Below are 23080 nucleotides of genomic sequence, written 5' to 3' on the forward strand. Positions count from 1 at the left end.
TATGCAATTGCCGGCTCACGGCATCAACTGGCCACCGTTCACCTCGATCACCTGGCCGGTGATGTAACCACTCAGGAGATCGGAGGACAGGAAGAGATAGGCGCCGACGCAGTCTTCGGCCGTGCCGGCACGCCCTTGAGGAATGGTGGCGACCATGCCCTTCATCTGCTCGTCGGTGGAATAGCGCTCATGGAAGGGTGTCGCGATGGTGCCCGGCGCCACCGCGTTGACGCGGATGCCGAAGCCGATCAGTTCCTTGGCCATGCCGCGCGTCACATTGGAGACAAAGGCCTTGGCCGAACCGTACAGCCCGGCGCCGCCGCCAGCGCCATTGCGCGCCGCGATCGACGAGGTGTTGACGATGAAGCCGCCCTGCTTCTTCAGCCATGGCATCGCCTTGCGCGAGGCCGTCAGCACCGAGCGGGCGTTGAGGTCCATCACCGCGTCGTAGTGCGCCTCGGTCTGCTCAGCATAGGGCACGCGGCCGAGCATGCCGCCGGCATTGTTGACCAGCCCGTCGAGCCGGCCGAATGTTTCGGCGCTCTCCTCGACTACCCGCTCGACATCGGCTGCCTGTGAGAAGTCGCCCTGTGTCAGGAACACCTCACCGCCGCTGTCGCGGATGGTTTTGGCCAGCGTTTCTGCGGCCTTCCGGCTCGAATTGTAGTGCAGCGCGACCCGGCATTTCTGGGCGGCGTAGGCCAGTGCAAGGGCGGCACCGATGCCGGTCGAAGCGCCGGTGACCAGCACCGCCTTGCCGGCAAGATCGGGGATGACGAGGGTGGTCGCGGTCATGAGCACTTTCCTTCGGGCTGTTTGGCCACCCTTCGTAGGCTCTCATGGCCTTCACGTTCAAGCCCGTGGCGGCTCAGGGCCGGAGATAGGCGTAGCCCTGGCGCTGCAGTTCGGCGAGCTTGACGACGCCGCCCTTGTCGGCGGCGTGGAAGCCCTCGAGCAGGTCGGCAAGCGTGATCTCCATGCCTTGCATGGTGTTGCCGCAGGCATGCGGCTCAAGGCCCTGCTGGACAAGGCCGGCAAAGCGTCCCGAGATCGCCGCCGATATGCCTTTCGACTTGAAGCCGGCGAGGGCCGGACCATGCACGACCAACACGATGTCGACATTGCCGCCGGTGCCGTCATAGTGGTTCTTGATGTTGCCGAGCACGAAGTTGACCTTATCGAGGTCGCTGAGGTGATAGGCGACCTTCGGTCTGTCTTCAGCGGCGGCGGCCCGGCTCAGCCCGAACAGGCCGGCGGCACCGGCAAGGCTGGCCCGGAACATGTCGCGTCGACGCATGGCATCCTCTCGGCTTGGCGCTCCCCGCAAATTGCGTGGCTGCGGCCATGATACTAGCATAAATTCACGTTACGTCCTGTCGATGCGAGGAGGGGGTCACATGGCGTTCAGGAAGTGGAAGGTTGTTGCCAGCGCTGGATTTGGCGCCGTGCTGCTCGGCGCGCTTGCGGGTTCGGCCGCGGCCGACGATGTGCTTAAATTACCCGAACTCAGCCCGAATGGCGCCGATGCCTGTTTCGGCCGCGTCTATGATGCGGCGCACCTCAAGGCGCACCCAAAGCAGAAGGTGGCGCGGATCTTCTTCCTCTATGGCCATGATCCGGTGAGCCATCCGAACGAGGAGCCGATGGCAAACGCCGACACCTCCTACAACGGTTTTCTCACCACCATGGTGCGCGGCGCCAAGGCGCCGCAATGGGCCGGCGGCTGGTGCAATCACGAGTCCGAGGACGGCAAGTCAGGTCCGATCCGCTGCGGCATGGACTGCGACCGCACCATGGCGTCGCTGAAGCTCGATGACAAAGGCCGCCTGATCCTCACCGACGTCTCGTCCGATCTCTATCTCGACGCCGGATCGGAAGACGAACTGGGCGAAGCCGAATATGACCGGCAGGCTCTGGGCTCGGAGGACAACAATTTCCGCCTCGACCCGATGCCGGCCGCAACCTGCCAGGCTGAATTCGCCAAGATCGACCCGATCGAGCCGGCGCTTGGGGCTCCCTTGCGCGAGCGACTGAAGCCGGACCAACCCTTCTGCTTCGGGCGAGACTACGATGCCGCGCATCTCTCCTCGCATCCCGACCAGGTGACGCAGTCGATCCGTGTCTTTCGCGGGCCGGTGGAACTGGCCTCCTTTGCCTCAGGCGGCGATGTCGCCAACTGGCCCGACGGCGCCGACATCGGCGTTTCCGTGACCACCAGGGAGAACGGGGCCAAGGTCACGCAGACCTATTCCTGCCAGGGCGAGGCGGACCAGTGGCGTTGTGCGGCGAGTTCCAAGATGAGCAACTTTGCCTGCGACATCAGCCAGAAGGAAATCTACCTCAAGCGCGGCGCCAATGGCACCATGATGCTCGCCAACCCCAATAGCAGCCTGGCCATCGTTGATCTGTGCTCGAAGGAAGCTGGCGGCAAGACGGAGTCCGATGATAAGATCTACAGGCTGGAGCCAATGCCGCAATCGGCTTGTGCGCCTTAGTCACTCTTAGCAGCCATTTGGCAATGAATATGATGCGTCGCAGCTTTCTTGGTTTTCTGACTTCCTTGGCCTTCATCGGTTCCGCCAACGCTGAAGGCGAGGCTGAGGCTCGCAAGGCTGCCTCAATAGCACAGTTGAAGAAGGAGGGCGTGCCGTTCATCGACCATTTGCCGGCGATCGAAACCGCAGCCGAAAGTCGGCGACGAACGAAGGACGAGGTGGTTAAACGCGCCATCGCACTGGTAATCGTGGCCGTCACAGCGGAGACCAATGATCGAAATCTTTTAAGCAACTTGATCAGCCAGTTTGGAGCCGAAGGGTTTTTTACGCCCAAAGAGCAAGCGTTTGTCGGTAACCCCGTTGCAACCGAGCAAGATCGCGCAAATTTTAGCTGGCGCTATGAAGGGGCTTTCGTAATGTTGTGGGCGTTGCAAGTCTTCAAAAACCTTGGGCGTCCAGACAAGCCTTGCGATGTGTCGCGTATGGTTTCGGTGTTGCGTGACCTCGACACGGAAGGGCTGCTCAAGCGGGCCAATTTGCGCCCGCAAAGCGAGCTTCTCGATGCTGCCGATCTGATCTATCGGTACAATTGGGCTGTGATGGATGCGCGGGTGAATGGGAAAGCCGCGCCGGCAGGATTGGAACGAGACGTAGTTGTCGAACGTCATTACGCGCTCAATTGGCTGATTGGGTATATGGGGCAGGAATGGGATGACATCTCGACCGACACATGATGAGCCGATCGCAAGCGGGTGCTACTTGGATCGGACTTCGCTTGCCGAGTTTGGATTGACGAACTTAGACGGTTCGCCTGACTACGCTTTTGCCGAGGCCGAGCTGGCGCGCCCTTGAGCAGCAGGCGCTGCCCGATTTGGAGGCAATCAACGCCTGGATGTAGCCATTGGCGGGCTACCCCACATGGCGGTAATGGCGCAATCGATCCGGCGAGGTCGGCAGATCCTCGCCCGAGGATGATGCCCTGAGTTTTTCCTCAAGCAAACGGCACAGCAGTGGTGCCTTTCGGCAGCTTCGCCTCGTCGTCGGGCTCGACATGGATGGTGACGCGCACCGAGGGGATTTCGGCCTTCAGCGCGTCCTCGATGCGGTCGCAAATGACGTGGCTGGCGCCGACCGTCATGTCGGCGTCGACGACCAGGTGGAACTCGATGAAGGTGGCGCGGCCGGCGATGCGGGTCTTGAGGTCATGAACCTCCAGCGCGCCCTTGCAATTGGCCGAGATGATGTCGCGAATGTGCATGTGTTCGGTAGTGTCCACTGCGCGGTCCATCAGCCCGTTCATCGACGAGCCGATGACGTGCCAGCCCTGCCACAGGATGTTGAGCGCGACGATGACGGCAAGCGCCGGATCGAGGATCTGCCAACCGGTCAGGATAGCGCCGACGAGGCCGCCGAAGACGCCGACCGAGGTCACGACGTCGGTCATGATGTGCCGGCCGTCGGCGACCAGCGCCGGTGATTTTGCGCTGCGCCCGGCGCGGATCAGCGTCCAGGCCCAGAAGGCGTTGATGACGGTGGCGACGCCGTTGATCGCCAAGCCCTCCCAGGGTTGTTCGAGCGGGGTCGGCGTCTGCCAGGAGCGCCAGACCTCGTTGAGGATCAAAAGCGCGGCGAGCACGATCAGCACGCCTTCCAGCACCGCCGAAAAATACTCGGCCTTGTGGTGGCCGAACGGATGGTCCTGGTCGGCCGGCTTGTAGCTGACCAGGACCGCCCAATAGGCGGCGGCCGAGGCTATGACGTTGACGATCGACTCCAGCGCATCCGAATAGAGCGCAACGGAGCCGGTGACGTACCATGCGGCAAGCTTGAGCGCGAGCACCACGCAGGCGATGACAATCGACCAGAAGGCAAGGCTGGCGATCCTTTGCCTGGCCGCTGCCTTCGCTGCGATCGCCGCCGTGTTGTCCGTTGCCGCCATCGTTTCTAAGCGGCCTTTTCCTTGGCCTTGCGCGGCAGATGCGCAACGATGTTTTCGATGATGCGCATGCCGGCATTGTGGCCGAGCGTCATGATCGATTCCGGATGGAACTGGACGGCGGCGATCGGCTCCTTGCGGTGTTCGAAGGCCATGATGATGCCATCCTCGGTCTCGGCGGTGACGATGAAATCGTCGGGCAGCCGCACCGGATCGGCGAAGATCGAGTGGTAGCGGCCGACGGTCACTTCCTTGGGCAGGCCGGAGAAGATGATTCCAGGCTTGGAGACGCGGATGCGCGACGGCTTGCCGTGCATCGGCACGTGCAACTGCCTGAGTTCGCCGCCATAGGCCTCCGCCAGCGCCTGCAGGCCAAGGCAGACACCGAAGATCGGCAGGTCGCGGGCGCGGGCGTTCTTGATGGTCGCGGCGCAGTCGAAATCCTTCGGCGTGCCCGGTCCGGGCGACAGCACGACGAGATCGGGCTTCAGCCGTTCGAAGACTTCTTCCGGCACCGGCGAACGCACGGTCGAGACATTGGCACCGGTCTGGCGGAAATAGTTGGCCAGTGTGTGGACGAAGGAGTCTTCGTGGTCGACGAGCAGGATGTTGACGCCGTCGCCGACGCGCGCGGTGGTGCGTTCGGCGCCTGCGGCATTGCCCAATTTGGCGTCGCGGATGGCGGAGAGCATGGCGGATGCCTTCAGTTCGGTTTCGGCTTCTTCTTCCTCGGGGATGCTGTCGAAGAGCAACGTGGCGCCGGCGCGCACCTCGGCGATGCCGTCCTTGATGCGGATGGTGCGCAAGGTCAGGCCGGTGTTCATGTCGCCGTTGAAATTGACCATGCCGATGGCGCCGCCATACCAGGCACGCGGGCTCTTTTCGTTCTGCTCGATGAAGCGCATCGCCCACAGTTTCGGCGCACCGGTGACGGTGACCGCCCAGGCATGCGACAGGAAGGCGTCGAAGGCGTCCATGCCTTCGCGCAGGCGCCCTTCGATGTGATCGACGGTGTGGATCAGGCGCGAATACATCTCGATCTGGCGGCGGCCGATGACGCGCACCGAGCCCGGATCGCAGACCCTGGACTTGTCGTTGCGGTCGACGTCCGAGCACATTGTCAGCTCGGATTCATCCTTCTTGGAGTTGAGCAGCTTCAGAATCTGCTCGCTATCGGAAATGGCGTCGTCGCCGCGCTTGATGGTGCCGGATATCGGGCAGGTCTCGACGCGGCGGCCATTGACGCGCACGAACATTTCGGGCGAGGCGCCGATCAGATACTCGTTTTCGCCGAGATTGATGAAGAAGGAATAGGGCGACGGGTTGATCGACTTCAGCTTGCGCGAGATTTCGGAAGGCTGCGTCTCGCAGCGTTCGTAGAACATCTGCCCGGGCACGACCTCGAACAGGTCGCCGCGCTTGAAACTGTCCATCGCCTTGCGCACCAGATTGGCATATTCGCCCGGCTCATGGTCGCCGCGCGGCGGGATGCGGTCGGCGGTCTTGAACGGTTCGGCAATTTCGTCGCGCGGCAGCCCCTCGGTTGAAAAACCGTCGCCGGAATAATCGTAGCGGTCGGTCCAGGCCTTGGTCGAATAATGGTCGACGACCAGGATCTCGTCAGGTAGGAACAGCACGAGATCGCGCTGGCTCTGTTTGCGCTCAAGCTTGTAGTCGACTGGATCGAACTGGAAGGCGAGGTCGTAACCGAAGGCGCCGTAAAGGCCGAGATTGGCGTCTTCATCGGTCTTGAACAGAGCGGTGATGGCGCGCAGCACAGTAAACACAGAGGGGACGCGGCTGCGCTCTTCCTCGGTAAAGACGCGGCCGGGCTTGGCGACATCGAGGCGGATCAGCTTTTTCGAGGTTTCAGCAATCGTCACCTCGGTAATGCCCGCCAGCGTCTTGCCGATCACCGGCAGCAGCACTTCGCCACGGCCATTCAGCGCCTCGATGCGCATGGCGCGGCCACGCGCGGAAATCACCAGCGGCGGATCGATGATGGCCGTATCCCAGCGTGTGTAGCGGCCCGGATATTCGTAATTCGAGGAAAACACCGCACCACGGCGCGAGTTCAAGCCATCGACATAGGCATCGATCGCACCGGCGTAAGGCTTGTCGTGGCGTTCGCGGGTGATGGTGACACCACCTGCGGTCACGAAGCTTTCCGCGCCGTTTTCCAGAGCCTTCATCGTCATTGCCGTCTCCATATGGCTTGTTGGGGCAACGGACCCGGGAATGGCTTTGAAAAAACAAATGGCCGCCCGGACATTCCGTTGCGGCCACCCTCTATTTTCACGCGCACGCGTTCGAACAGGCCGCTGTCAGCGAGCCCACCACCAAATGGTCTTGATCGAGCGCATGTTCATGGGCGAAATCCATAGCGGCGAAAAGCCGGATGCGCAACAGGTTTGAAAGGCCTGTTTGTGGCCGCCGCTTCCGCAGCCCATGGCACATCGCCAAGGCTTGGGGTCCTGCCTAGACTGTTCGTCCAACATCGGAAAGACGGGAAGACAGCAATGACCGAGCAGATCGAGCGCGCACGCAGGTTCCATGCGCTCCACGTCAGGGGCAACCCGATCGTTCTCTACAATGCCTGGGATCCGGGCTCGGCCAAGATCGTCGAGAGGGCGGGCGCCAAGGCGATCGCCACCGGCAGCTGGCCGGTCGCGGCTGCTTTTGGTTATGCCGATGGCGAGAAAATCCCGCTGGAGCTGGCGCTGGACAACATCAGGCGCATCGTCGCGGCAGTCGACCTGCCGGTGACCATGGACCTCGAAGGCGGCTACGGCGTCGAGCCGGAGACTGTCGCCCAGACGGTGACACGTGCCCTGCAGGCCGGCGCCATCGGTTTCAATTTCGAGGACCAGATCGTCGGCGGCGCCGGCCTGCACGACATCGCCATACAGGTGAAGCGGATCGAGGCGGCAGCGGCGGCGGTGAAGGCTTCCGGCATTCCCGCCTACATCAACGCCCGTACCGACATTTTCCTCAAGGCCAAGCCGGATGTGCATGACAGCGTGCTGCTCGACCAGGCCATCGAGCGGGCGCACGCTTATGAAAAGGCAGGAGCGAGCGGCTTCTTTGCGCCGGGGCTCGGCGACGAGGCTCTGATCGAGGCGCTGTGCAAGGCCACCGTGCTGCCGGTCAACATCATCGCGCTGGCGCATGTGCCGCCGCGCCAGCGCCTGGCCGAGCTTGGTGTCGCCCGTGTCAGCCACGGCCCGGTGCCGTACCGGCAAATGGCCGAATGGCTGGAGGCCAAGGCGCGGCTGGCGATTTCGGGTTAGCTCAGTCCTCCAGCGTGCCTGACCTCGCGTCGGCGCTCTTCTTGTTGCCGACCAGCTTCAAGAGATCCTCGCCGGCGCGGATGATGCGGCGTGAGCGGCGGGTCAGGATGACGCCGTCCTGCGGCGCCAGCACTTCGGTGCGGCCACCGGCCTCGCCCGGTGTGTGGACGATGGTGGCGAGGCGCGCGCCCTCGGCGACGCGGTCGCCGGGCTTGACGTCGTAGAGGATGGCGCCGGCCCGGGGCGCCGGCATCATGTCGATGTTCTCCAGCGGCGCGACGAGGCCCTTGAACGCGCCGGGTGCGGGAAGGGCGGTATCGGCGATGACGCCGCGCGCCGCCAGCAGCCGGTAAAGGCCTTCGGCATCGGAACTTGCCAGCGCGCCGTCGACATCCAGCATGCCACGGTATTCTACCGTGGTGGCAACGCGGCGGTCGAGCTTTGCCACGTTGGCGGGGACGTTCTGGTAGGGCATGATCGTGGCGCCCTCGAAGGTGCCGTCGGTGTCCTCGCTCCACAACACCACGGCGTCGATACCCATGGCGGCGGCGCAATCGGCCATCGCCGGCCACAGGCTGGCGTGGACGTAGAGATAGGCAAGGCCCTCGTCGTCGCAATGCAGGTCGAGCACGATGTCGTGGCCGAGCGACAGCTGCACCAGGCGGGTCTTCAATCGCTGGTCGGGGGTGCCAAGCGTGGTGTCGGGCAAAAGCTTGGCGTCCGGTGCTGCGAGCAACGGAAAGCCGCGGTTGAAATTGTTGCGGGTGCCGAGATGGAAGCGGCCCTGGTGCTCGCCGAAATGATATTGCGCGCGGCCGATCGGATTGGCCCAGGGCACGACCGTGATGTTGCCCTTGATGCGGCCTTCGGCTTCGGCCTTGTTCAGCGCCGGCATCAAGGCGTCGATGGCGACGACACCAGGCAATTCACCGGCGTGGAGTGCTGCCTGCAGATAGGCCGAAGGTGCGGCCTTATCAGTGCCGGCGAAGCGGAACACCGGGAATTCGTAGGAAACGCCTTCGGTGTCGCCGGCGATGCGTTCGATCGATTTCTGCATGGGATGCCTCCAGGATAAGAGGCAGAACACATGCACGTTTGCCGAAGGGCTGTCGATTGGTCCAGTTCGAGCCGCCATGGGCGCAATGGAATTATTCGGCGGCGGCCGGAACCGTCGCTATCGGCGCCGATCCTTCGAGCGCCTGCGAGACGACGGCGACGCTGACCGCCAGCAGGGCCAGCGCCGCGCCGACCAGCGGCAAATGAGCATAGGAAACGCCGGCCGACAGAGCCACGCCGCCGATCCAGGCGCCGCTGGCATTGCCGACATTGAATGCGCCCTGGTTGAGCGTGGCGGCGAGGTTCGGCCCTTCCGAAGCCGCTTCGACGACGCGGATCTGCAGCGGCGGCACGACGACGAAGATCAGCAGTCCCCACAAGAAGACGATGCCGATGGCGACGCTGGCGATCGCGCCGTACTGCATGAAGCCGACAAACAGAACTGCCATCAAAAGCAGCGTGCCGATGACCGTCGGCATCAATTTCCAGTCGGCCAGCCGGCCGCCGATGATGTTGCCTATGGTCATGCCGGCGCCGAACAGCAGCAGGACCCAGGTGACCGCGGAGGTCGACAGGCCGGAGACATCGGTAAGGTAGGGCTTGATGTAGGTGAAGACGGCAAACAGGCTGGCCGAGGCCAGCGAGGCGATCAGCATGGCGAGCCAGACCTGCAGCTTGCCCAGCACGCGCAGTTCGCTGCGCAGGCCGCCGCCGCTCGGTTCGACGACATTGGATGGCACCAGCCAGGCGATGGCGGCAACAGAGATCAGGCCGATGCCGACGACGGCAAAGAAGGTGGAGCGCCAGCCGAAGGCTTCGCCAAGCGCGGTGCCGGCAGGAACGCCGAGAATGTTGGAGAGCGTCAATCCCGCGAACATCATCGCCATGGCGCTGGCGCGCTTGTTGCGCGGCACCAGGCTGGCGGCAACGACGGAACCAATGCCGAAAAAGGCGCCATGACCGAACGCGGTGAAGACGCGCGCGGCCATCAGAAGCCAGTAATTGGGCGCAATGGCGCAGAGCAGATTGCCGACGACGAACATCGCCGTCAGCGTGACCAGCACTGGCTTGCGCGGCAGATGCGCGGTGGCCATGGCCACGATGGGTGCGCCGAAGACGACGCCCAGCGCATAGCCGGTAACCAGCAGGCCGGCCGAGGGGATCGACACGCCGAGATCGGCCGCAACCTCCGGCAACAGGCCCATGATGACGAATTCGGTGGTGCCGATGCAAAAGGACGCAATGGCAAGCGCAAGGATCGGCAAAGGCATGGAAAATCCAGACTGAATCGGTTCAATTCAGACTGAACGAGAAGCCTTGCCGCGTGCAATGCACATTGCTGCAACGCACCAATGCAGAAAGCGCTGAGCTTGACGCGGCGCTATGTCAGGCGAGCGGCTTCAGCTCCTGGGCGATGGTTGGCAACAGCTCCGAGACGTTGGGGTGGATATGCACGGCGCGCGCCAGCGTATCGACCGACGCCTTGGCGTACATCAGGTCGAGCACGCAGTGCACTGCCTCGTCGCCGCCGGGGCCGAGCACGGAGCAGCCGAGGATTTGCCTGGTGTCGGCATCGACCAGGATCTTCATGAAACCTTGCGTCTCGCCCTTTTCGATGGCGCGGCCGACGCGGGTCATTGGCCGCTGGCCGACCAGCGCCTTGCGGCCGGATTTCTTCACCGCAGCCTCGGTCATGCCGCAGCGGCCGAGCGGCGGATCGATGTAGAGCGCATAGGCCTCGATGCGGTCGCTGACCTTGCGCGGATCGTCGTCGAGCAGATTGGCGGCGACGATCTCGTAATCGTTGTAGGAGGTGTGGGTGAAGGCGCCCTTGCCGTTGCAGTCGCCCATCGCCCAGACGCCGGGCACGCTGGTGCGCAACTGGTCGTCGACGGTGACGAAGCCGCGCAGGTCGACCGCGACACCGGCCTTGTCGAGACCGAGATCGTCGGTGTTGGGGGTGCGGCCGAGCGCCAGGAGCACGTGCGAGCCGACAGCCGGCGGCTTGCCGTACGAGAAGGTCACGGCGATGTCCTCGCCCTGTTGGGCAAAGCCGATGTTGTCGGCGCCGACATGGACCGCTACGCCTTCATTCTCGAGGACCGACAGGATGGCCGCTGAGACGTCCTCGTCCTCGCGGCCGGTCAGGCGCGGGCTCTTCTCGATGACGGTGACTTCCGAACCGAAGCGGCGGAACATCTGCGCGAATTCGAGCGAGATATAGCTGCCGCCGACGATGACGAGGTGGCGCGGCAGAATTTCGAGGTCCATCATTGAGGAGTTGGTGAGGTAGTCGACGTCGTTGACGCCGGGCAGGTCGGGCACCGAGGCGCGGCCGCCGGTGTTGAGGAAGATCTTTTCGGCAGTCAGAAGCTCGTCGCCGACGCGCACCGTGTTGGCGGATTCGAAGCGGGCATGGCCGCGATAGAGCGTGCAGCCCTTCATGCCGGCGATCCAGGTCTCCAGATTGGTGCGGGAGTCATTGGTGACCTTGTCCTTGCGCGCCTTGATCCTCTTGTAGTCCACGCCGACAGGGCCTGAGAACGTCACGCCGTAGTCCGCGGCACGCCGCGCCAGATGCGCGGCATAGGCGCTGGCGACCATGGTCTTGGTCGGCATGCAGCCGGTGTTGACGCAGGTGCCGCCGACCAGCTTGCGCTCGATCAGCGCCACGCTCATGCCGGCTGACGTCAGCCGGCCGGCGAGAGGAGGGCCGGCCTGTCCGGCGCCGATGATGATGGCGTCGTATGTCTTGGCGTCTGAGGCTTGGGCAGTCATACCACCGCCGCCACGATCAGCAGGCCGCCGATGATCGCCACCGCGTCCTCGATGAGGGCGGCAGGCAAATCCTTGCCGAAGGCGGCGGCCAACCGGCCGCGCGCTTCGGCGCCGCCATAGGTGCCGATGACGGCGCCGATGGCGCCGGCAATCAGGCCGGCAATGGTGGAACCGGCGGTGGCGCCGATCACCGCGCCGCTGAAGGCGCCAAGCAGGATGCGGGCGCCGAATTGCTGCGGCACCTTGCGGCTCGGCGTCGAGGGCAGCTGGTCGGTGACCAGTTCGACGATGGCGAGGATGGTGAAGATACCGACGGCGGCCCAATGGCCCATGAAACTTGCCCAGGTGCCGGCCACCGGCAGCCAGCCGAGATACGCGCCCCAGGCGATCGCGGCCGGCGCGGTCATGGCGCGAAGACCGGCAATGACGCCGATCAGAAGTGCAAGCAAATAGAGCATGTAGATCCCCTCGAAAGCAGGCCCGGGACTGGCCCACGAGGGCAAGCTAGCATAGGTCCTACGTTTGACCAGAGTCGGCACTGGTGCTTCTTCCATCAGTGAGCATTGTACTTTGGTAAACAGTCGAACACGACGAAGGGACGGAGTCGCTGTGATGGCCGATAGCGAACGCACAAGGATGATTGCAGGCGAATGGTACACCTGCATCGACGACGAACTAGAGGCGCTGCGGGTGATCGCGCGCGATGCGGTGTTCGAGCATAATACGCTACCGCCCCAGCAACGCGGCAATATCGGTCCGGCGCTGTCGGTGCTGCTCGGCAGCACGGGCGAGGGCGGCCGCATTGAGGCGCCGTTCCACTGCGCCTACCGTTTCAACATCCATCTCGGCGACGGCGCCTTCCTCAATGCCGGCTGCACCATCCTCGACACCGCGCCGGTGCGTATCGGCAGGCGGACGCTTCTCGGCCCCAATGTGCAGATCTACTGCGCCGAGCACCACAAGGAGGCCGCGGGCCGTCAGGCGGGACTGGAGATTGCCCGGCCGGTCACCATTGGCAATGACGCCTGGATCGGCGGCAGCGCCATCATCCTCGGCGGCATCAGCATCGGCGATGGCGCCATAGTCGGCGCCGGCGCGGTGGTGACGCGCGACGTGCCTGACAACACCACAGTGGTCGGCAATCCGGCGCGGGCGGTCAAGCGGGGCTGAACTCGTCGTGGGCGGTCAGTATGAAGCCGTACGTGCCATGCGCTCGTCCGGACCGGCTCGCCGCGAGAATTCACGCCGGTATTGGGCCGGTGACGTCTTGAGCCGTGCGGCGAAATGCTGGCGCAGCGAGGTGGCGCTGCCGAAGCCGGCTTCGAAGGCCACCATGTCCATCGATTTTTCCGTCGCCTCCAGCAGCCGTTGCGCCAGTTCGGTGCGTTGGCCGGCCAACCATTCGCCAAAGCTGGTGCCGATCGATTTCTGGAAACGGCGGGTGAAAGTGCGCCGAGTCAGGCCCGCGGCCTCCGCGACGCGGTCGAGGTTGTGCGTTTGTCCGAGCGTTGCCCGCACCGTGTCCAGCGCCAGGGTGAAGCGGTCGGTGGCCGGGGTTTTCGCCAGCGGGCGCTCGATGAACTGCGCCTGCCCACCCTGCCGGTGCGGCGACAGTACAATGTGCCTTGCCAGCCGCAGCGCTACCTCTGCGCCATAGCGCGCGCGCACAATGTGCAGGCAGCAGTCGAGCCCGGCGGCGACGCCGGCCGAGGTGACGATGTCGCCGTCGTCGACATAGAGCACGTCGGCGTCGACTTCGATGTCCGGGTACAATGCCTGCAACCGGTCGGTGGAGGCCCAATGTGTCGTCGCACGCCGGCCCGCAAGCAGCCCGGCGGCGGCAATGGCGAAGGTGCCGAGACAGAGGCCGACGATCAGCGCACCGCGCCGGTGCGCGTGGGTGAGCGCTGCCAGGAGCGGCGGCGGAAGTGGGGCCTCGAGATCCTTCCAGCTCGGAACGATGACGATGTCGGCATCGTCGAATGCGGAAAGGCCATACGGCACCGCGATGGTCAGCCCGGCATCGGTGTGGATCGCTCCATCGTCGAGCGCGCAGACGCGAAAGTCGAAACGCGGCAGGCCAAGCATGGTGCGGTCGGTGCCGAACACCACGCACGGCACGGAGAGGTGGAACGGGCTGATGCCGTCAAAGGCGAGAACGGCAATGATCGGGTCGGCCATGCGTGTTTCCAGCAAGCGAAAAGCGGATTGTCCCAATTCTTTCGACTGATGTCAATCGGGCCACTTTTGGCAGTCGGGCGATTCGCCTATTTCCTGTCCCATTCGAGCTCGAAGGAGAACACCATGTCCGCCAATATCACGCCACGCCGCGCACTCATCGTTATCGATGTCCAGAATGATTATGATGGCGGCAACCTCGCCATCCAGTGTCCGCCGTTCCGCGACAGCGTCGTCAATGTCGCGCGCGCTATGGATGCCGCCGCTGCGGCCGGCGTGAAGGTGGTGGTCGTCAAGCAGATGGCGCCCGAGACCTCGCCAGTCTTCGCCAAGGGCAGCCATGGCGGCGAACTGCATCCCGAGATCGCCCGGCGAAGCCGCGACCACTATGTCGAGAAGTCACTGCCTAGCGCCTTTGCCGGCACCGACCTCGAGGCGTGGCTGCGCGCCAATACCATCGATACGATAACGGTGATCGGCTACATGACGCATAATTGCGACCTGTCGAGCATCATCCACGCCGCGCATGTCGGCTTTGCGGTCGAGTTCCTGTCCGACGCCACCGGTTCGCTGCCTTACGCCAACAGCGCCGGCTACGCCTCGGCCGAGGAGATCCACCGCGTGGTGTCCATCATCCTGCAGTCGCGCTTTGCGGCCGTGCTCAAGACCGCCGAATGGATCGATTGCCTGAAGACCGGTGCTTTGCCCGAACGCGACACGCCCTATGCGTCCAACCAGCGCGCGCTGGCGCGCAACGCTGCATAGGCAAATTGCCGAGAAGGAACAGGGGCGCCGCAGTCTGCGGCGCCCCTTGGCGTTCCTGATCACGAACACCGGGGCGTGGCCTCGTTTGGAAGTCTTTTCGGCTGGGCCCATTCACTTTCGGGATGATGAGCCGGCTAAACGCAAGAAACTCAGATCGGGCTCTATCTCAGGATGGGGAACTGGAGAACAGAGTGAAGTCTTTCACAGACGAAGGCCTCTCTCCGAGGAACGGTATATCTGGATCAAGGGGTGGGACGGGGTAGACTTCCCCGGGAGAAACAAGTGAAAGCGCGAATTGCACGAACTACAGTCGTTCTCGCCTTGGCTGGTGCCGCGGCACTCTTGCCATGGCCCGCTTTCGCCCAGGTCCCTTCGCACGCGCCGGGGACGATCTGCTTCACTCAATCCTTCTGGTGCTGGGCGCAGCCGCCCGGCCCGCCCGGATATCCGTGCGGGTGCCCGTCGCAATACGGCTATGTGCCGGGCTATCTAGGGTAGTCGTCAGGCGGGGGGATTTCACGATGACGACGACACCGGCCGACCCTCTCGTTTCTGGACTCATCGCGGACGCCAAGCTGGTCGCCAACTACGGCCGCTACGGTGTGTTCAAGGACAGTTCCCTGTTTGCGGCCATCGGCAATGCCGAAAAGCTCGACGATGCGACGGCCAGCCAGCCTGAGGTCGTCAATCTTCAGACGGTTTTCAACGATTGTTCCGGCACCGTGCCATTTGCCACCCTGGCGGCACTGCGATCGGGCTGGTCGCCCGGTGACATGTCGCGCAAGACCGCGCTGGCGACGTACTTTCTCGTGGCTCTTTCCGTGCTTTTCATGGTTGTAACCGGAAGATTGACGTACATTTACAACAAGGGAGTCGCGATAAACTCCGAACTCATAGAAATCGACAACAATGATTTCAGCGCACGGTTCGGACAGGCGATACGCCAGGTTGGGGCGACGAAGAAACAACTGAGCTCGGCATCGTCCGAGCAGGCTTCGACCACGGATCTGACGCTTCTGAAGGACGCCTATTACAATTCGGAAGATAGCCTTCACGCTCTCGACCAGCGCTTTTCCTCCCTGGTGAGAAGAGCGCAAGGGTTCATGACTGAGGACGCGCAATTCCCGATCTGGGGAATGCAATGGATGTACTGCAAATTTTATTCAACCTCCACGGCAGATGGCGTAGCGGCGGGCCAGGCTCAGTATTCCCAGCAAGGTGCCATAGACCAGTTCTGTGACCAGCCGCTGGGGGTGAGTAAATCCACGCCTCCAGACAAGCTCAAGGAGCTTCCCAATCAGCCGGATGCCTATTGCGCGCAGATAAACACCGAAAAGAAAAACCCGAACAATCTTGAAGGTACGTCTTCGGAAAAAGTGACGGACGTGAATGCCGATTTCGACGAGGCAACGCGCAGCCTGCAGTGCGACGGAGTGATCACGATCGCGCCGAACTCGATCTACACGCTGACCGCGCAGATAAAGACGCTGGACGAGGTTCTCAGCCCATATGCCTTGTGGATACTCCCAGCCTTCTACGGCGCGCTCGGAGCCATCATGTTTCACATGCGGATGATCCTCAATCCGCTGCTGCCCAATCCACCGCTGTCGCGGCTGATCCACAGGATCGCACTGGGGGCGCTGGCCGGCATGGTGCTTGCCTGGTTTGTAGCACCGGGCACCAAGCTTGGAGAGGAGGCTTCGGGAATAGGCTTCAGCCTCTTCACCTTCTCCTTCCTGTTTGGGTTCAGTCTGGATATCTTCTTCACCATTCTCGACCAGTTCGTCAGCATGTCGGTCGCCGGGATCAAGAAGTTCGGGTCCTCGACAGTGGCGTGAGAAGCCCGGCAAGCAAAAGGGCGCCGCATGGCTGCGGCGCCCTTGGTTGTCGAGACAAATCTCAGAACAGGCCTTCGATCTGGCCGGCCTCGTTGAGGAAGATTTTTTCCGAGGACGGCGCCTTGGGCAGGCCGGGCATGGTCATGACCTCGCCGCAGATGACGACGACGAAGCCGGCGCCCGCCGAAAGCCTGACCTCGCGCACCGGCACGGTGTGCCCGGTCGGCGCGCCGCGCAGGTTCGGGTCGGTCGAGAAGGAATATTGGGTCTTGGCCATGCAGACCGGCAGGTGCCCGTAGCCGGCCTGCTCCCAGGCATGCAGCTGGTCGCGCACCGACTTGTCGGCGATCGCCTCGTCGCCGCGATAGATGCGCTGGACGATGGTGTTGATCTTCTCGAACAGCGGCATTGCGTCGGGATAGAGCGGCGCGAACTGCGAGGCGCCGGATTCGGCGATCTCGACGACCTTGCGCGCCAACTCCTCAATGCCGGCAGAGCCATTGGCCCAATGCTTGCACAGGATCGCCTCGGCGCCGAGCGAGGCGACGAAATCCTTCATCGCCTGGATTTCCACCTCGGTATCGGTGGTGAAATGATTGATCGCCACGATCGCAGGCACGCCGAACTGTTTCACATTCTCGATGTGGCGGCCCAGATTGAGGCAGCCCTTCTTGACTGCCTCGATGTTTTCCTTGCCGAGGTCTTCCTTCTTGACGCCGCCATTCATCTTCATGGCGCGCACGGTGGCGACGATGACGGCAGCCGCCGGCTTCAAACCCGCCTTGCGGCACTTGATGTCGAAGAATTTTTCGGCTCCGAGGTCGGCGCCGAAGCCGGCTTCGGTGACGACGTAGTCGGCGAGCTTCAGCGCCGTGGTGGTGGCGACCACCGAGTTGCAGCCATGCGCGATGTTGGCGAACGGACCGCCATGGACGAAGGCCGGGTTGTTTTCCAGCGTCTGCACCAGGTTTGGCTGCATGGCGTCCTTCAGCAGCACCGCCATGGCGCCGTCGGCCTTGAGGTCGCGGGCATAGACCGGCGTCTTGTCGCGGCGGTAGGCGACGATGATGTCGCCAAGGCGCTTTTCCAGATCCTTGAGGTCGGTGGAAAGGCACAGGATAGCCATGACTTCCGAGGCGACGGTGATGTCGAAGCCGGCCTCGCGCGGATAGCCGTTGGCGACGCCGCCGAGCGAGCAGATGATTTCGCGCAGCGCCCGGTCGTTCATGTCCATGACGCGGCGCCAGGCGACGCGGCGGGTGTCGATGCCGAGCTCATTGCCCCAGTAGATGTGGTTGTCGATCAGCGCCGACAGAAGGTTGTGCGCCGTGGTGATGGCGTGGAAGTCGCCGGTGAAGTGGAGGTTCATGTCCTCCATCGGCACGACCTGCGCGTAGCCGCCGCCGGCAGCACCGCCCTTGACGCCGAAATTCGGGCCGAGCGAAGCCTCGCGGATGCAGACGATCGCCTTCTTGCCGATGCGGTTCAGACCGTCACCAAGGCCGACGGTGGTGGTCGTCTTGCCTTCGCCGGCCGGCGTCGGGTTGATGGCGGTGACGAGGATCAGCTTGCCGTCCTTGTTGCCCTTCACCGATTTGATGAATTCGGCCGAAATCTTCGCCTTGTCGTGGCCGTAGGGCAAAAGGTGCTCGGTCGGGATGCCGATCTTCTGGCCGATCTCCTGGATCTGCTTTTTCTTGGCGCCGCGCGCGATCTCGATGTCGGACTTCACTTCGGCCATGACGGCTTTCCTTCGGATTGGACGGTGGAGGGGACGGGTTTGATCTCACTCGCAGGCATGTTGAACCCGGGCGCGGGCATGTTCTAACCCTGTCGCTCCCGCGGCGTCAACTTGCATGCAACTATGTTTCCTATGAAGAAAGTGTCTCCGCGGCCGGCCGACCTGTCGCCGGTTCTTCCTGGCTCCGTTGCCGCGCCGTATAGAAGCCAGAGGACGCGACGTTCCGCCGTCTCAAAACAGCCGCCCAATGCACGGAATGCGACAGAGGCGACGGCGCAAATTCGCCATCGCTCGCCGGGAAAGCTGTGGACGCTACTGAGTCAGGACGTTGCTGATCTCGACCATGTTGGAGCGCACGCGAAGCACGTAGAAACCCATCGTCGTCAGGTGCGTCGGCATGATCCAGCCATCCTCGCGGCCATTGGCGATGATGAAGGGCTGGATGCGCAGGGCCGAGACGAATTGCGCATCCATCGTGTCCCACAGATTGCCGAGATGCTTTTCCTTGATGACGTCCTCGAAGTCGGCCTGGGCGCCCTTCATCAGGCCGTAATAGGCATAGAGCTGGCCATAGGCGAACCAGAAGCGGTCGTCGGCGCGGAAGTCGAACCAGCCATTGTTATGGTTTTCGGCGCGCTCCTTGAGGATCGCGGAGGTGGAACCGATGTCGGAGGAGATGCGGTCGATATACTGCTTCAGATTGTCGGCGCGGGCATCGAACGTCGCCTGGCAGCTGCCGAGGCGGGCGTTGAAGGAGCGCAGCTTGGTGACGGCATCGCGATAATAGCTCGGCGTCGGCGTCTTGGGGCCGAACGGGTTGAGGCCGAAATACCAGGTCTCCTCGTCGAACTGCAGATTGCCGCGCGCATCCTGCAGGTCGCCGTCGATCTGCGATGTGGTGCGAACACGCCCGAGATTGTCGGCAAGCTCGGTGGCGGTGCGCCGCACCGCCTGGTTGATGCCGCGCTGGAACGAGGCCTTGTTGTCCATGAACGGCGTGTTGTCCCAGTCGATGCCGAACAGGCCGAGTTTGTAGAGGATCATCGACGAGATCCAGGCATTCTGGTTGACGTTGAAGTCCGTCAGGTCGGCCGCCACCTGGGCGATGCCCGAATTGCCGCAGGTCTTGGCGGTGTCGGTGCCGGCGCCGGCCGCGACCTGTTCGCCGGCGGAAATGTTGCGGTTCTCGAAGGTGTATTTGTCGACGTAGTTGGGATCGAACTTGTTCCACCACTGGGTGGCGTAGAAGAAATTGGCGTAGAGACCGATCAACACCAGAAGCGCGAGGCCGACCACAGCCTTCAGGATCCAGCCGCGCTGCGTATACCAGCGCCCAGCCCAGAGGAACGGCCACAGGATCGCGCCAATGACGAGGCCGATGCCGCGGCCTATCCATTGGAAGATGCGGGTGAAGAAATTCACGATCGGATCAAGCATGGCTCTCGTTCACCCCTCAGTCAGTCAGGCCGTAAAGGCGCGTGCGAAACGCCACTTTGTCTTTCAAATATGTGGTTTTCAGAACGTCCACAACATGCGACCGCCAGGCGTCGCTGTAGCCGTCATAGTCCTTGTAGAAGCCCGGCTTGTTGAAGACGTAACGCGAGACAAAGTCCTGCGGCACGAAATCCGAGATCAGCTGGTTGGTCAGCCAGGCGTCGGGATGGTCGGGCTTGCCACGCACGACCAGGAAGCGCTGTTGCGGAAACACATCCTCGATCTTGAGATGGCCGAGCTGGGCGATCTCACGCTTGGCGGCGTTGAGAAAGGGGAAATTGCCGTCCTTGGTGATCAGATCGGCATGGCCATGGATCCAGGTCTGCAGCCAGACCTTGTCGACCTCGGTCAAATTGCGGTTCGGCTCTGTGTCGCGGATGAGAGAGCGCACCACCATCTCGGCGCGATGCTCGAGATAGCCCGAGCTTTCGACCCATGACGCGCGCGGCAATTCGATGCGGCCGGTGCTGGCCAGGAACTTGAACACCTTGTCGGCATCGTTGATCGAGAGATAGCTGACCTGCCAAGGCCGCGAACGGCGAAAGCCGGGGGCGGCCGGGTCGCCGATGACGGTAGTCATATCAGGATCGACGAAGACGTAGACGCCGCCGAAATGGCTGGTCCAGTAGGCGTTGTGGCGGAAGATCACCTGGTCGGGCACCAGCGCATTCTCACGGATATCGCCGCAGACCTTCGCCAGCTCCACCATACGGCTCAGCATGGTGTTGTCGCGCCAGGCATCGGGCTCCTGCTTCAGCCGGTCGACCAGCTTGCCGAGTTCGGCGGCCTTGCCCAGCACGTCCTCGGCCGAAAGCACCCTGAACTCGACCTGGCTGATCGACAGCAGATCCTCGATGTCGTTGACCAGGGGAACGGAATCCTCGATCTCGCCGTAGATGACATCCTTGATGGTCAGCGCATCGATGGCGCGCTGGTTCTTGGACATGAACTCGAACATCAGCTGCGAGGTGTTGGAAAAGGCGGTGTGCACCACCGGCAGATCGATCTGCGACGGCGTCAGGATGATGAAGCGGCGGTTGACCTCATTGGGGTCGAGATAATCGTAATCGCCGCATTCCTCGGCCACTTCGGGCGAGAAGCCGGTGCGGTCGATCTGGAAGCTCTTCAGCTTGGTGGGCTTGAGGCCGAAGGCAACAAGCGCCTTGTTGTAGCGCTGGATGAGGTGCGACTCGTCGACGGTGAGCAAGCGACCGTAGATCAGCTCATTGTCGCGGAGAAGGTCGGGCTTTTTGGCGTGGCTCATGCAGAACGTTCCGAGTGGCGTTGCCTGTTGTGGCGAAGCGCCAACGCTGACGCCTCCCTCTCCCCGTTCTTCACGGGGAGAGGGTAAGGGTGAGGGGCAGCGCTAGCATTCAAGGACATGTCTCCCCATGGCCTTTGGCGTCAATAAATCGAAGATCATTGGTCCGGATGTGCCGATCGAGGCGCTGTTCGATAGCTGCCAGTATGGTCGTAGCGATCTCTGGTCCACGCATGCGCCGCCCCTCACCCTTACCCTCTCCCCGTGAAGGACGGGGAGAGGGGGGCGTCAGCGTTAGCGCCAAGCCTTTCAGCACCCGCGGGCAGCGAAGGAAGCTCACGCATTCCAGAGCCCCTTCTTCTTCATCTCCTCCATCTCGCGTCCCGCCCGTTCGCGCAGGCGTGCGTCGCGCAGCAGCTTCTCCACCGCGGCGTCGTCGGATTTGTCGGAATAGCGGAACTCCGAGTCGGCGTAGCGGTTGATCTCCTGCATGACCATGTCCATCGAGAACGGCCCACGCAGTTCCTCGATCATGGCTTTCTTTTCGTTGTAACCCTTGTGCATGAAGACTTCCGGCTTCTCGAACCAGTCGTCGGGCAGCTCGATGTCCATGGCGCGCATCTTGATGGCGTCGGTGACGTTCTTGATGGCTCGGCCGGTGAAGCGCGGCTCGGCATCCTTGATCAGGTGCAGATAAGTGCCGATGTCGGCCATCGATTTCGGCGCGCCATTCTCCTTCATGTAGCGCTCATAGACCTTCATCAGCCCGTCTTCCTGAGGCTTCTCGTGCTCCTCATAGGCTTCGGTCACCGCGCGCTGGATCTCCTGCGCGGCGTAGAGCTTGTGGTCGCCGAGTGGGATCTTGTGGTTCTTGCCGGCAAGCAGGACGAAGATGTCGATATAGTCGTCGCGGCTCTGTGGGCCGTCGACCAGCCAGCGGGCGCCGGCGCGCTGGCGCAGCGCATCGTCGACATTTTCGGGATAGTTGGAAAACATGCCGAACGAGCAATTGCCGCGCACCACCGTGCCGGCGCCGGCAAAGGCGTCCATCAAGACGCCGGTGATTTCCTGTTGGCCGGCCGAGGCGCGGTCGTCGGAGCGGCGGGCCGCCACCTGGTCGATGTCGTCGACGGTGCCGAAGCCGATGACGCGTGGGTTCAAGACATTGTTGATGAACTGGCGGCAGTTCTGGCCGGATTTGCCCTGGTAGGACGAGATCTGGTCGACGCCGAAATTCTCATAGGCGAAGGGATAGCCGGCAACCTGGCAATAAGTGTTGACGAGGCCGGCGATCATCTGGATCAGCGTCGTCTTGCCGGTGCCCGGCGCGCCATCGCCGATGAAGGTGAAGAGGAAGCCGCCGAGCTCGACGAACGGGTTCATCTCGCGCTCGAAATCATAGGCCATCAGCATCTTGGCGAGCTTGACCGACTGGTATTTGGCGATGTGGTTGCCGACGACCTCTTCGGGCTTCTTGAAGGTCATCACCAGCGGCTTGGAGCGCTTGCCGGGCGCGACGTCGAAGCCGTCGAGGGTGAAATCGTCGGCGTCGATGCGGATATGGGCGTTCTCGAACGGGCCGATGCCGTCGAAGCGGCCCTTGCGGGCCAGCAGCCCATCAATGGCAACACGGGCGAAAGCACGCGCCCGGGTCGTCAGGTCGCCATCGTCCTTCGACCCGGTGATCGCCCTGTCCAACCCAGCCACGATCGACTTCACCGCGTCCTGCGGCGTGTCGAGCAGGAAGTCGGGTTCGGGGATATCGTTGGGCGCCTCGCCATCGCTGTCGATCAGCTGGAACAGATAGGAGGCAAGGCTGAAGGCCGAAACGTAAGCAGAGGCTGACAGAAGCTTCTTGAAGGTCGCGGCTTCATCGCCTTCGAGCGGTGCGCGGGTGTTCTTGGCCTGCAGGCTTTCAAGGTCGGAGCCTTCGGCGAAGACATCGGAAATGGCGAGCGCAATCGCCAGGCCGCGGCGGGCGCGAAACAAAAGCGTGTGCTGCGGGATGCTCATCAACTGGTCGTCGGGATGGATCGCGGCGACGGTCTTGGTAAGCTCGACCTCGCGTGTGCGGCGCACCGAGCCGACCGAGACGGTGGAGACGAAGCGGCGGTTGGTGCCGGCAAGCGCGGTGCCGGATTCGCGTGAAGGATCCTCCAGCACGACGACGCGAGTGATGAAGCTTTGCGCGGTTGCGCGGTGCTTTTCGATAGCCGCTTCCGGAATGGTGGTCAGGCCGGTGTCCATG

At 62.9% G+C, this 23080-nt stretch carries 20 protein-coding genes; 7 read left to right on the forward strand and 13 right to left on the reverse strand.

Going from position 1 to position 23080, the window contains the following annotated elements:
• Window positions 1–15 precede the first annotated feature (15 nt).
• Entirely contained in the window at window positions 16–795 is a 780-nt protein-coding gene (locus NKI10_RS00260) for an SDR family NAD(P)-dependent oxidoreductase (RefSeq protein WP_352857927.1), read from the reverse strand.
• Between the two features lie 73 nt (window positions 796–868).
• Complete coding sequence (locus tag NKI10_RS00265; protein WP_352857931.1) at window positions 869–1297, reverse strand: DsrE family protein; 429 nt, start codon at window positions 1295–1297, stop codon at window positions 869–871.
• A gap of 100 nt (window positions 1298–1397) precedes the next feature.
• Here NKI10_RS00265 and NKI10_RS00270 point away from each other — a divergent pair, with 100 nt between their 5' ends.
• Together NKI10_RS00270 and NKI10_RS00275 are read left to right on the forward strand one after the other, a co-directional pair.
• Window positions 1398–2495 carry a hypothetical protein gene (locus NKI10_RS00270; RefSeq protein WP_352857934.1) on the forward strand — a complete coding sequence of 366 codons (1098 nt, stop codon included), beginning with the start codon at window positions 1398–1400 and terminating at the stop codon, window positions 2493–2495.
• 23 nt (window positions 2496–2518) lie between these two features.
• On the forward strand, window positions 2519–3229 hold the full coding sequence (locus NKI10_RS00275; RefSeq protein WP_245262498.1) for a DUF4272 domain-containing protein: 711 nt from the start codon (window positions 2519–2521) through the stop codon (window positions 3227–3229).
• Between the two features lie 257 nt (window positions 3230–3486).
• On the opposite strand, the gene NKI10_RS00280 is transcribed toward NKI10_RS00275, so the two are convergent.
• Both NKI10_RS00280 and NKI10_RS00285 read right to left on the reverse strand, forming a co-directional pair.
• Window positions 3487–4434 (reverse strand): cation diffusion facilitator family transporter, encoded by a 948-nt coding sequence (locus tag NKI10_RS00280; RefSeq protein WP_352521374.1) that lies wholly within the window; start codon window positions 4432–4434, stop codon window positions 3487–3489.
• Window positions 4435–4439: 5 nt separating this feature from the next.
• Window positions 4440–6629, reverse strand: coding sequence for an anthranilate synthase (locus tag NKI10_RS00285; RefSeq protein ID WP_023686176.1), 2190 nt, complete (start codon window positions 6627–6629; stop codon window positions 4440–4442).
• A 321-nt stretch (window positions 6630–6950) separates the two neighbouring features.
• On the opposite strand from NKI10_RS00285, the gene NKI10_RS00290 reads away from it, so the two are divergent.
• On the forward strand, window positions 6951–7721 hold the full coding sequence (locus NKI10_RS00290; protein WP_023669978.1) for an isocitrate lyase/PEP mutase family protein: 771 nt from the start codon (window positions 6951–6953) through the stop codon (window positions 7719–7721).
• Window position 7722: 1 nt separating this feature from the next.
• On the opposite strand, the gene NKI10_RS00295 is transcribed toward NKI10_RS00290, so the two are convergent.
• From NKI10_RS00295 to NKI10_RS00310, 4 genes are all read right to left on the reverse strand, one after another.
• Window positions 7723–8778 (reverse strand): succinylglutamate desuccinylase/aspartoacylase family protein, encoded by a 1056-nt coding sequence (locus NKI10_RS00295; protein WP_352857939.1) that lies wholly within the window; start codon window positions 8776–8778, stop codon window positions 7723–7725.
• Between the two features lie 91 nt (window positions 8779–8869).
• Entirely contained in the window at window positions 8870–10048 is a 1179-nt protein-coding gene (locus NKI10_RS00300) for an MFS transporter (protein WP_352857942.1), read from the reverse strand.
• A gap of 115 nt (window positions 10049–10163) precedes the next feature.
• Entirely contained in the window at window positions 10164–11555 is a 1392-nt protein-coding gene (locus NKI10_RS00305) for an FAD-containing oxidoreductase (RefSeq protein WP_352857945.1), read from the reverse strand.
• A complete protein-coding gene (locus NKI10_RS00310) occupies window positions 11552–12013 on the reverse strand; it encodes a DUF4126 domain-containing protein (RefSeq protein ID WP_352857948.1) in 462 nt (153 codons plus the stop codon). Before NKI10_RS00310 ends, NKI10_RS00305 begins: the two co-directional genes overlap by 4 nt.
• A gap of 154 nt (window positions 12014–12167) precedes the next feature.
• Here NKI10_RS00310 and NKI10_RS00315 point away from each other — a divergent pair, with 154 nt between their 5' ends.
• A complete protein-coding gene (locus NKI10_RS00315) occupies window positions 12168–12725 on the forward strand; it encodes a sugar O-acetyltransferase (RefSeq protein ID WP_352857951.1) in 558 nt (185 codons plus the stop codon).
• A 15-nt stretch (window positions 12726–12740) separates the two neighbouring features.
• Here the strand turns inward: NKI10_RS00315 and NKI10_RS00320 are convergent, their stop codons facing one another.
• On the reverse strand, window positions 12741–13736 hold the full coding sequence (locus tag NKI10_RS00320; protein ID WP_023699691.1) for a GlxA family transcriptional regulator: 996 nt from the start codon (window positions 13734–13736) through the stop codon (window positions 12741–12743).
• A gap of 123 nt (window positions 13737–13859) precedes the next feature.
• On the opposite strand from NKI10_RS00320, the gene NKI10_RS00325 reads away from it, so the two are divergent.
• Together NKI10_RS00325 and NKI10_RS00330 are read left to right on the forward strand one after the other, a co-directional pair.
• Window positions 13860–14498, forward strand: a complete 639-nt coding sequence (locus tag NKI10_RS00325) for an isochorismatase family protein (RefSeq protein WP_023686167.1) — start codon at window positions 13860–13862, stop codon at window positions 14496–14498.
• 521 nt (window positions 14499–15019) lie between these two features.
• Entirely contained in the window at window positions 15020–16336 is a 1317-nt protein-coding gene (locus NKI10_RS00330) for a hypothetical protein (RefSeq protein WP_352857954.1), read from the forward strand.
• Window positions 16337–16397: 61 nt separating this feature from the next.
• Here NKI10_RS00330 and NKI10_RS00335 read toward each other — a convergent pair whose 3' ends face one another.
• From NKI10_RS00335 to NKI10_RS00345, 3 genes are all read right to left on the reverse strand, one after another.
• Window positions 16398–18077 carry a formate--tetrahydrofolate ligase gene (locus tag NKI10_RS00335; protein ID WP_352536613.1) on the reverse strand — a complete coding sequence of 560 codons (1680 nt, stop codon included), beginning with the start codon at window positions 18075–18077 and terminating at the stop codon, window positions 16398–16400.
• Between the two features lie 312 nt (window positions 18078–18389).
• Window positions 18390–19514, reverse strand: coding sequence for a DUF2333 family protein (locus NKI10_RS00340; protein ID WP_023686165.1), 1125 nt, complete (start codon window positions 19512–19514; stop codon window positions 18390–18392).
• A 16-nt stretch (window positions 19515–19530) separates the two neighbouring features.
• The gene (locus tag NKI10_RS00345) at window positions 19531–20835 is read right to left on the reverse strand and encodes a DUF6638 family protein (protein ID WP_023683664.1); all 1305 of its coding nucleotides are present in this window, start codon (window positions 20833–20835) and stop codon (window positions 19531–19533) included.
• Between the two features lie 127 nt (window positions 20836–20962).
• On the opposite strand from NKI10_RS00345, the gene NKI10_RS00350 reads away from it, so the two are divergent.
• Entirely contained in the window at window positions 20963–21100 is a 138-nt protein-coding gene (locus NKI10_RS00350; protein ID WP_023749803.1) for a hypothetical protein, read from the forward strand.
• A gap of 68 nt (window positions 21101–21168) precedes the next feature.
• Here NKI10_RS00350 and NKI10_RS00355 read toward each other — a convergent pair whose 3' ends face one another.
• Window positions 21169–23079 carry an AAA family ATPase gene (locus NKI10_RS00355; protein WP_352857959.1) on the reverse strand — a complete coding sequence of 637 codons (1911 nt, stop codon included), beginning with the start codon at window positions 23077–23079 and terminating at the stop codon, window positions 21169–21171.
• Window position 23080: the final 1 nt, after the last annotated feature.

The organism is Mesorhizobium sp. M0802, assembly GCF_040320115.1.
Lineage (GTDB): Bacteria > Pseudomonadota > Alphaproteobacteria > Rhizobiales > Rhizobiaceae > Mesorhizobium.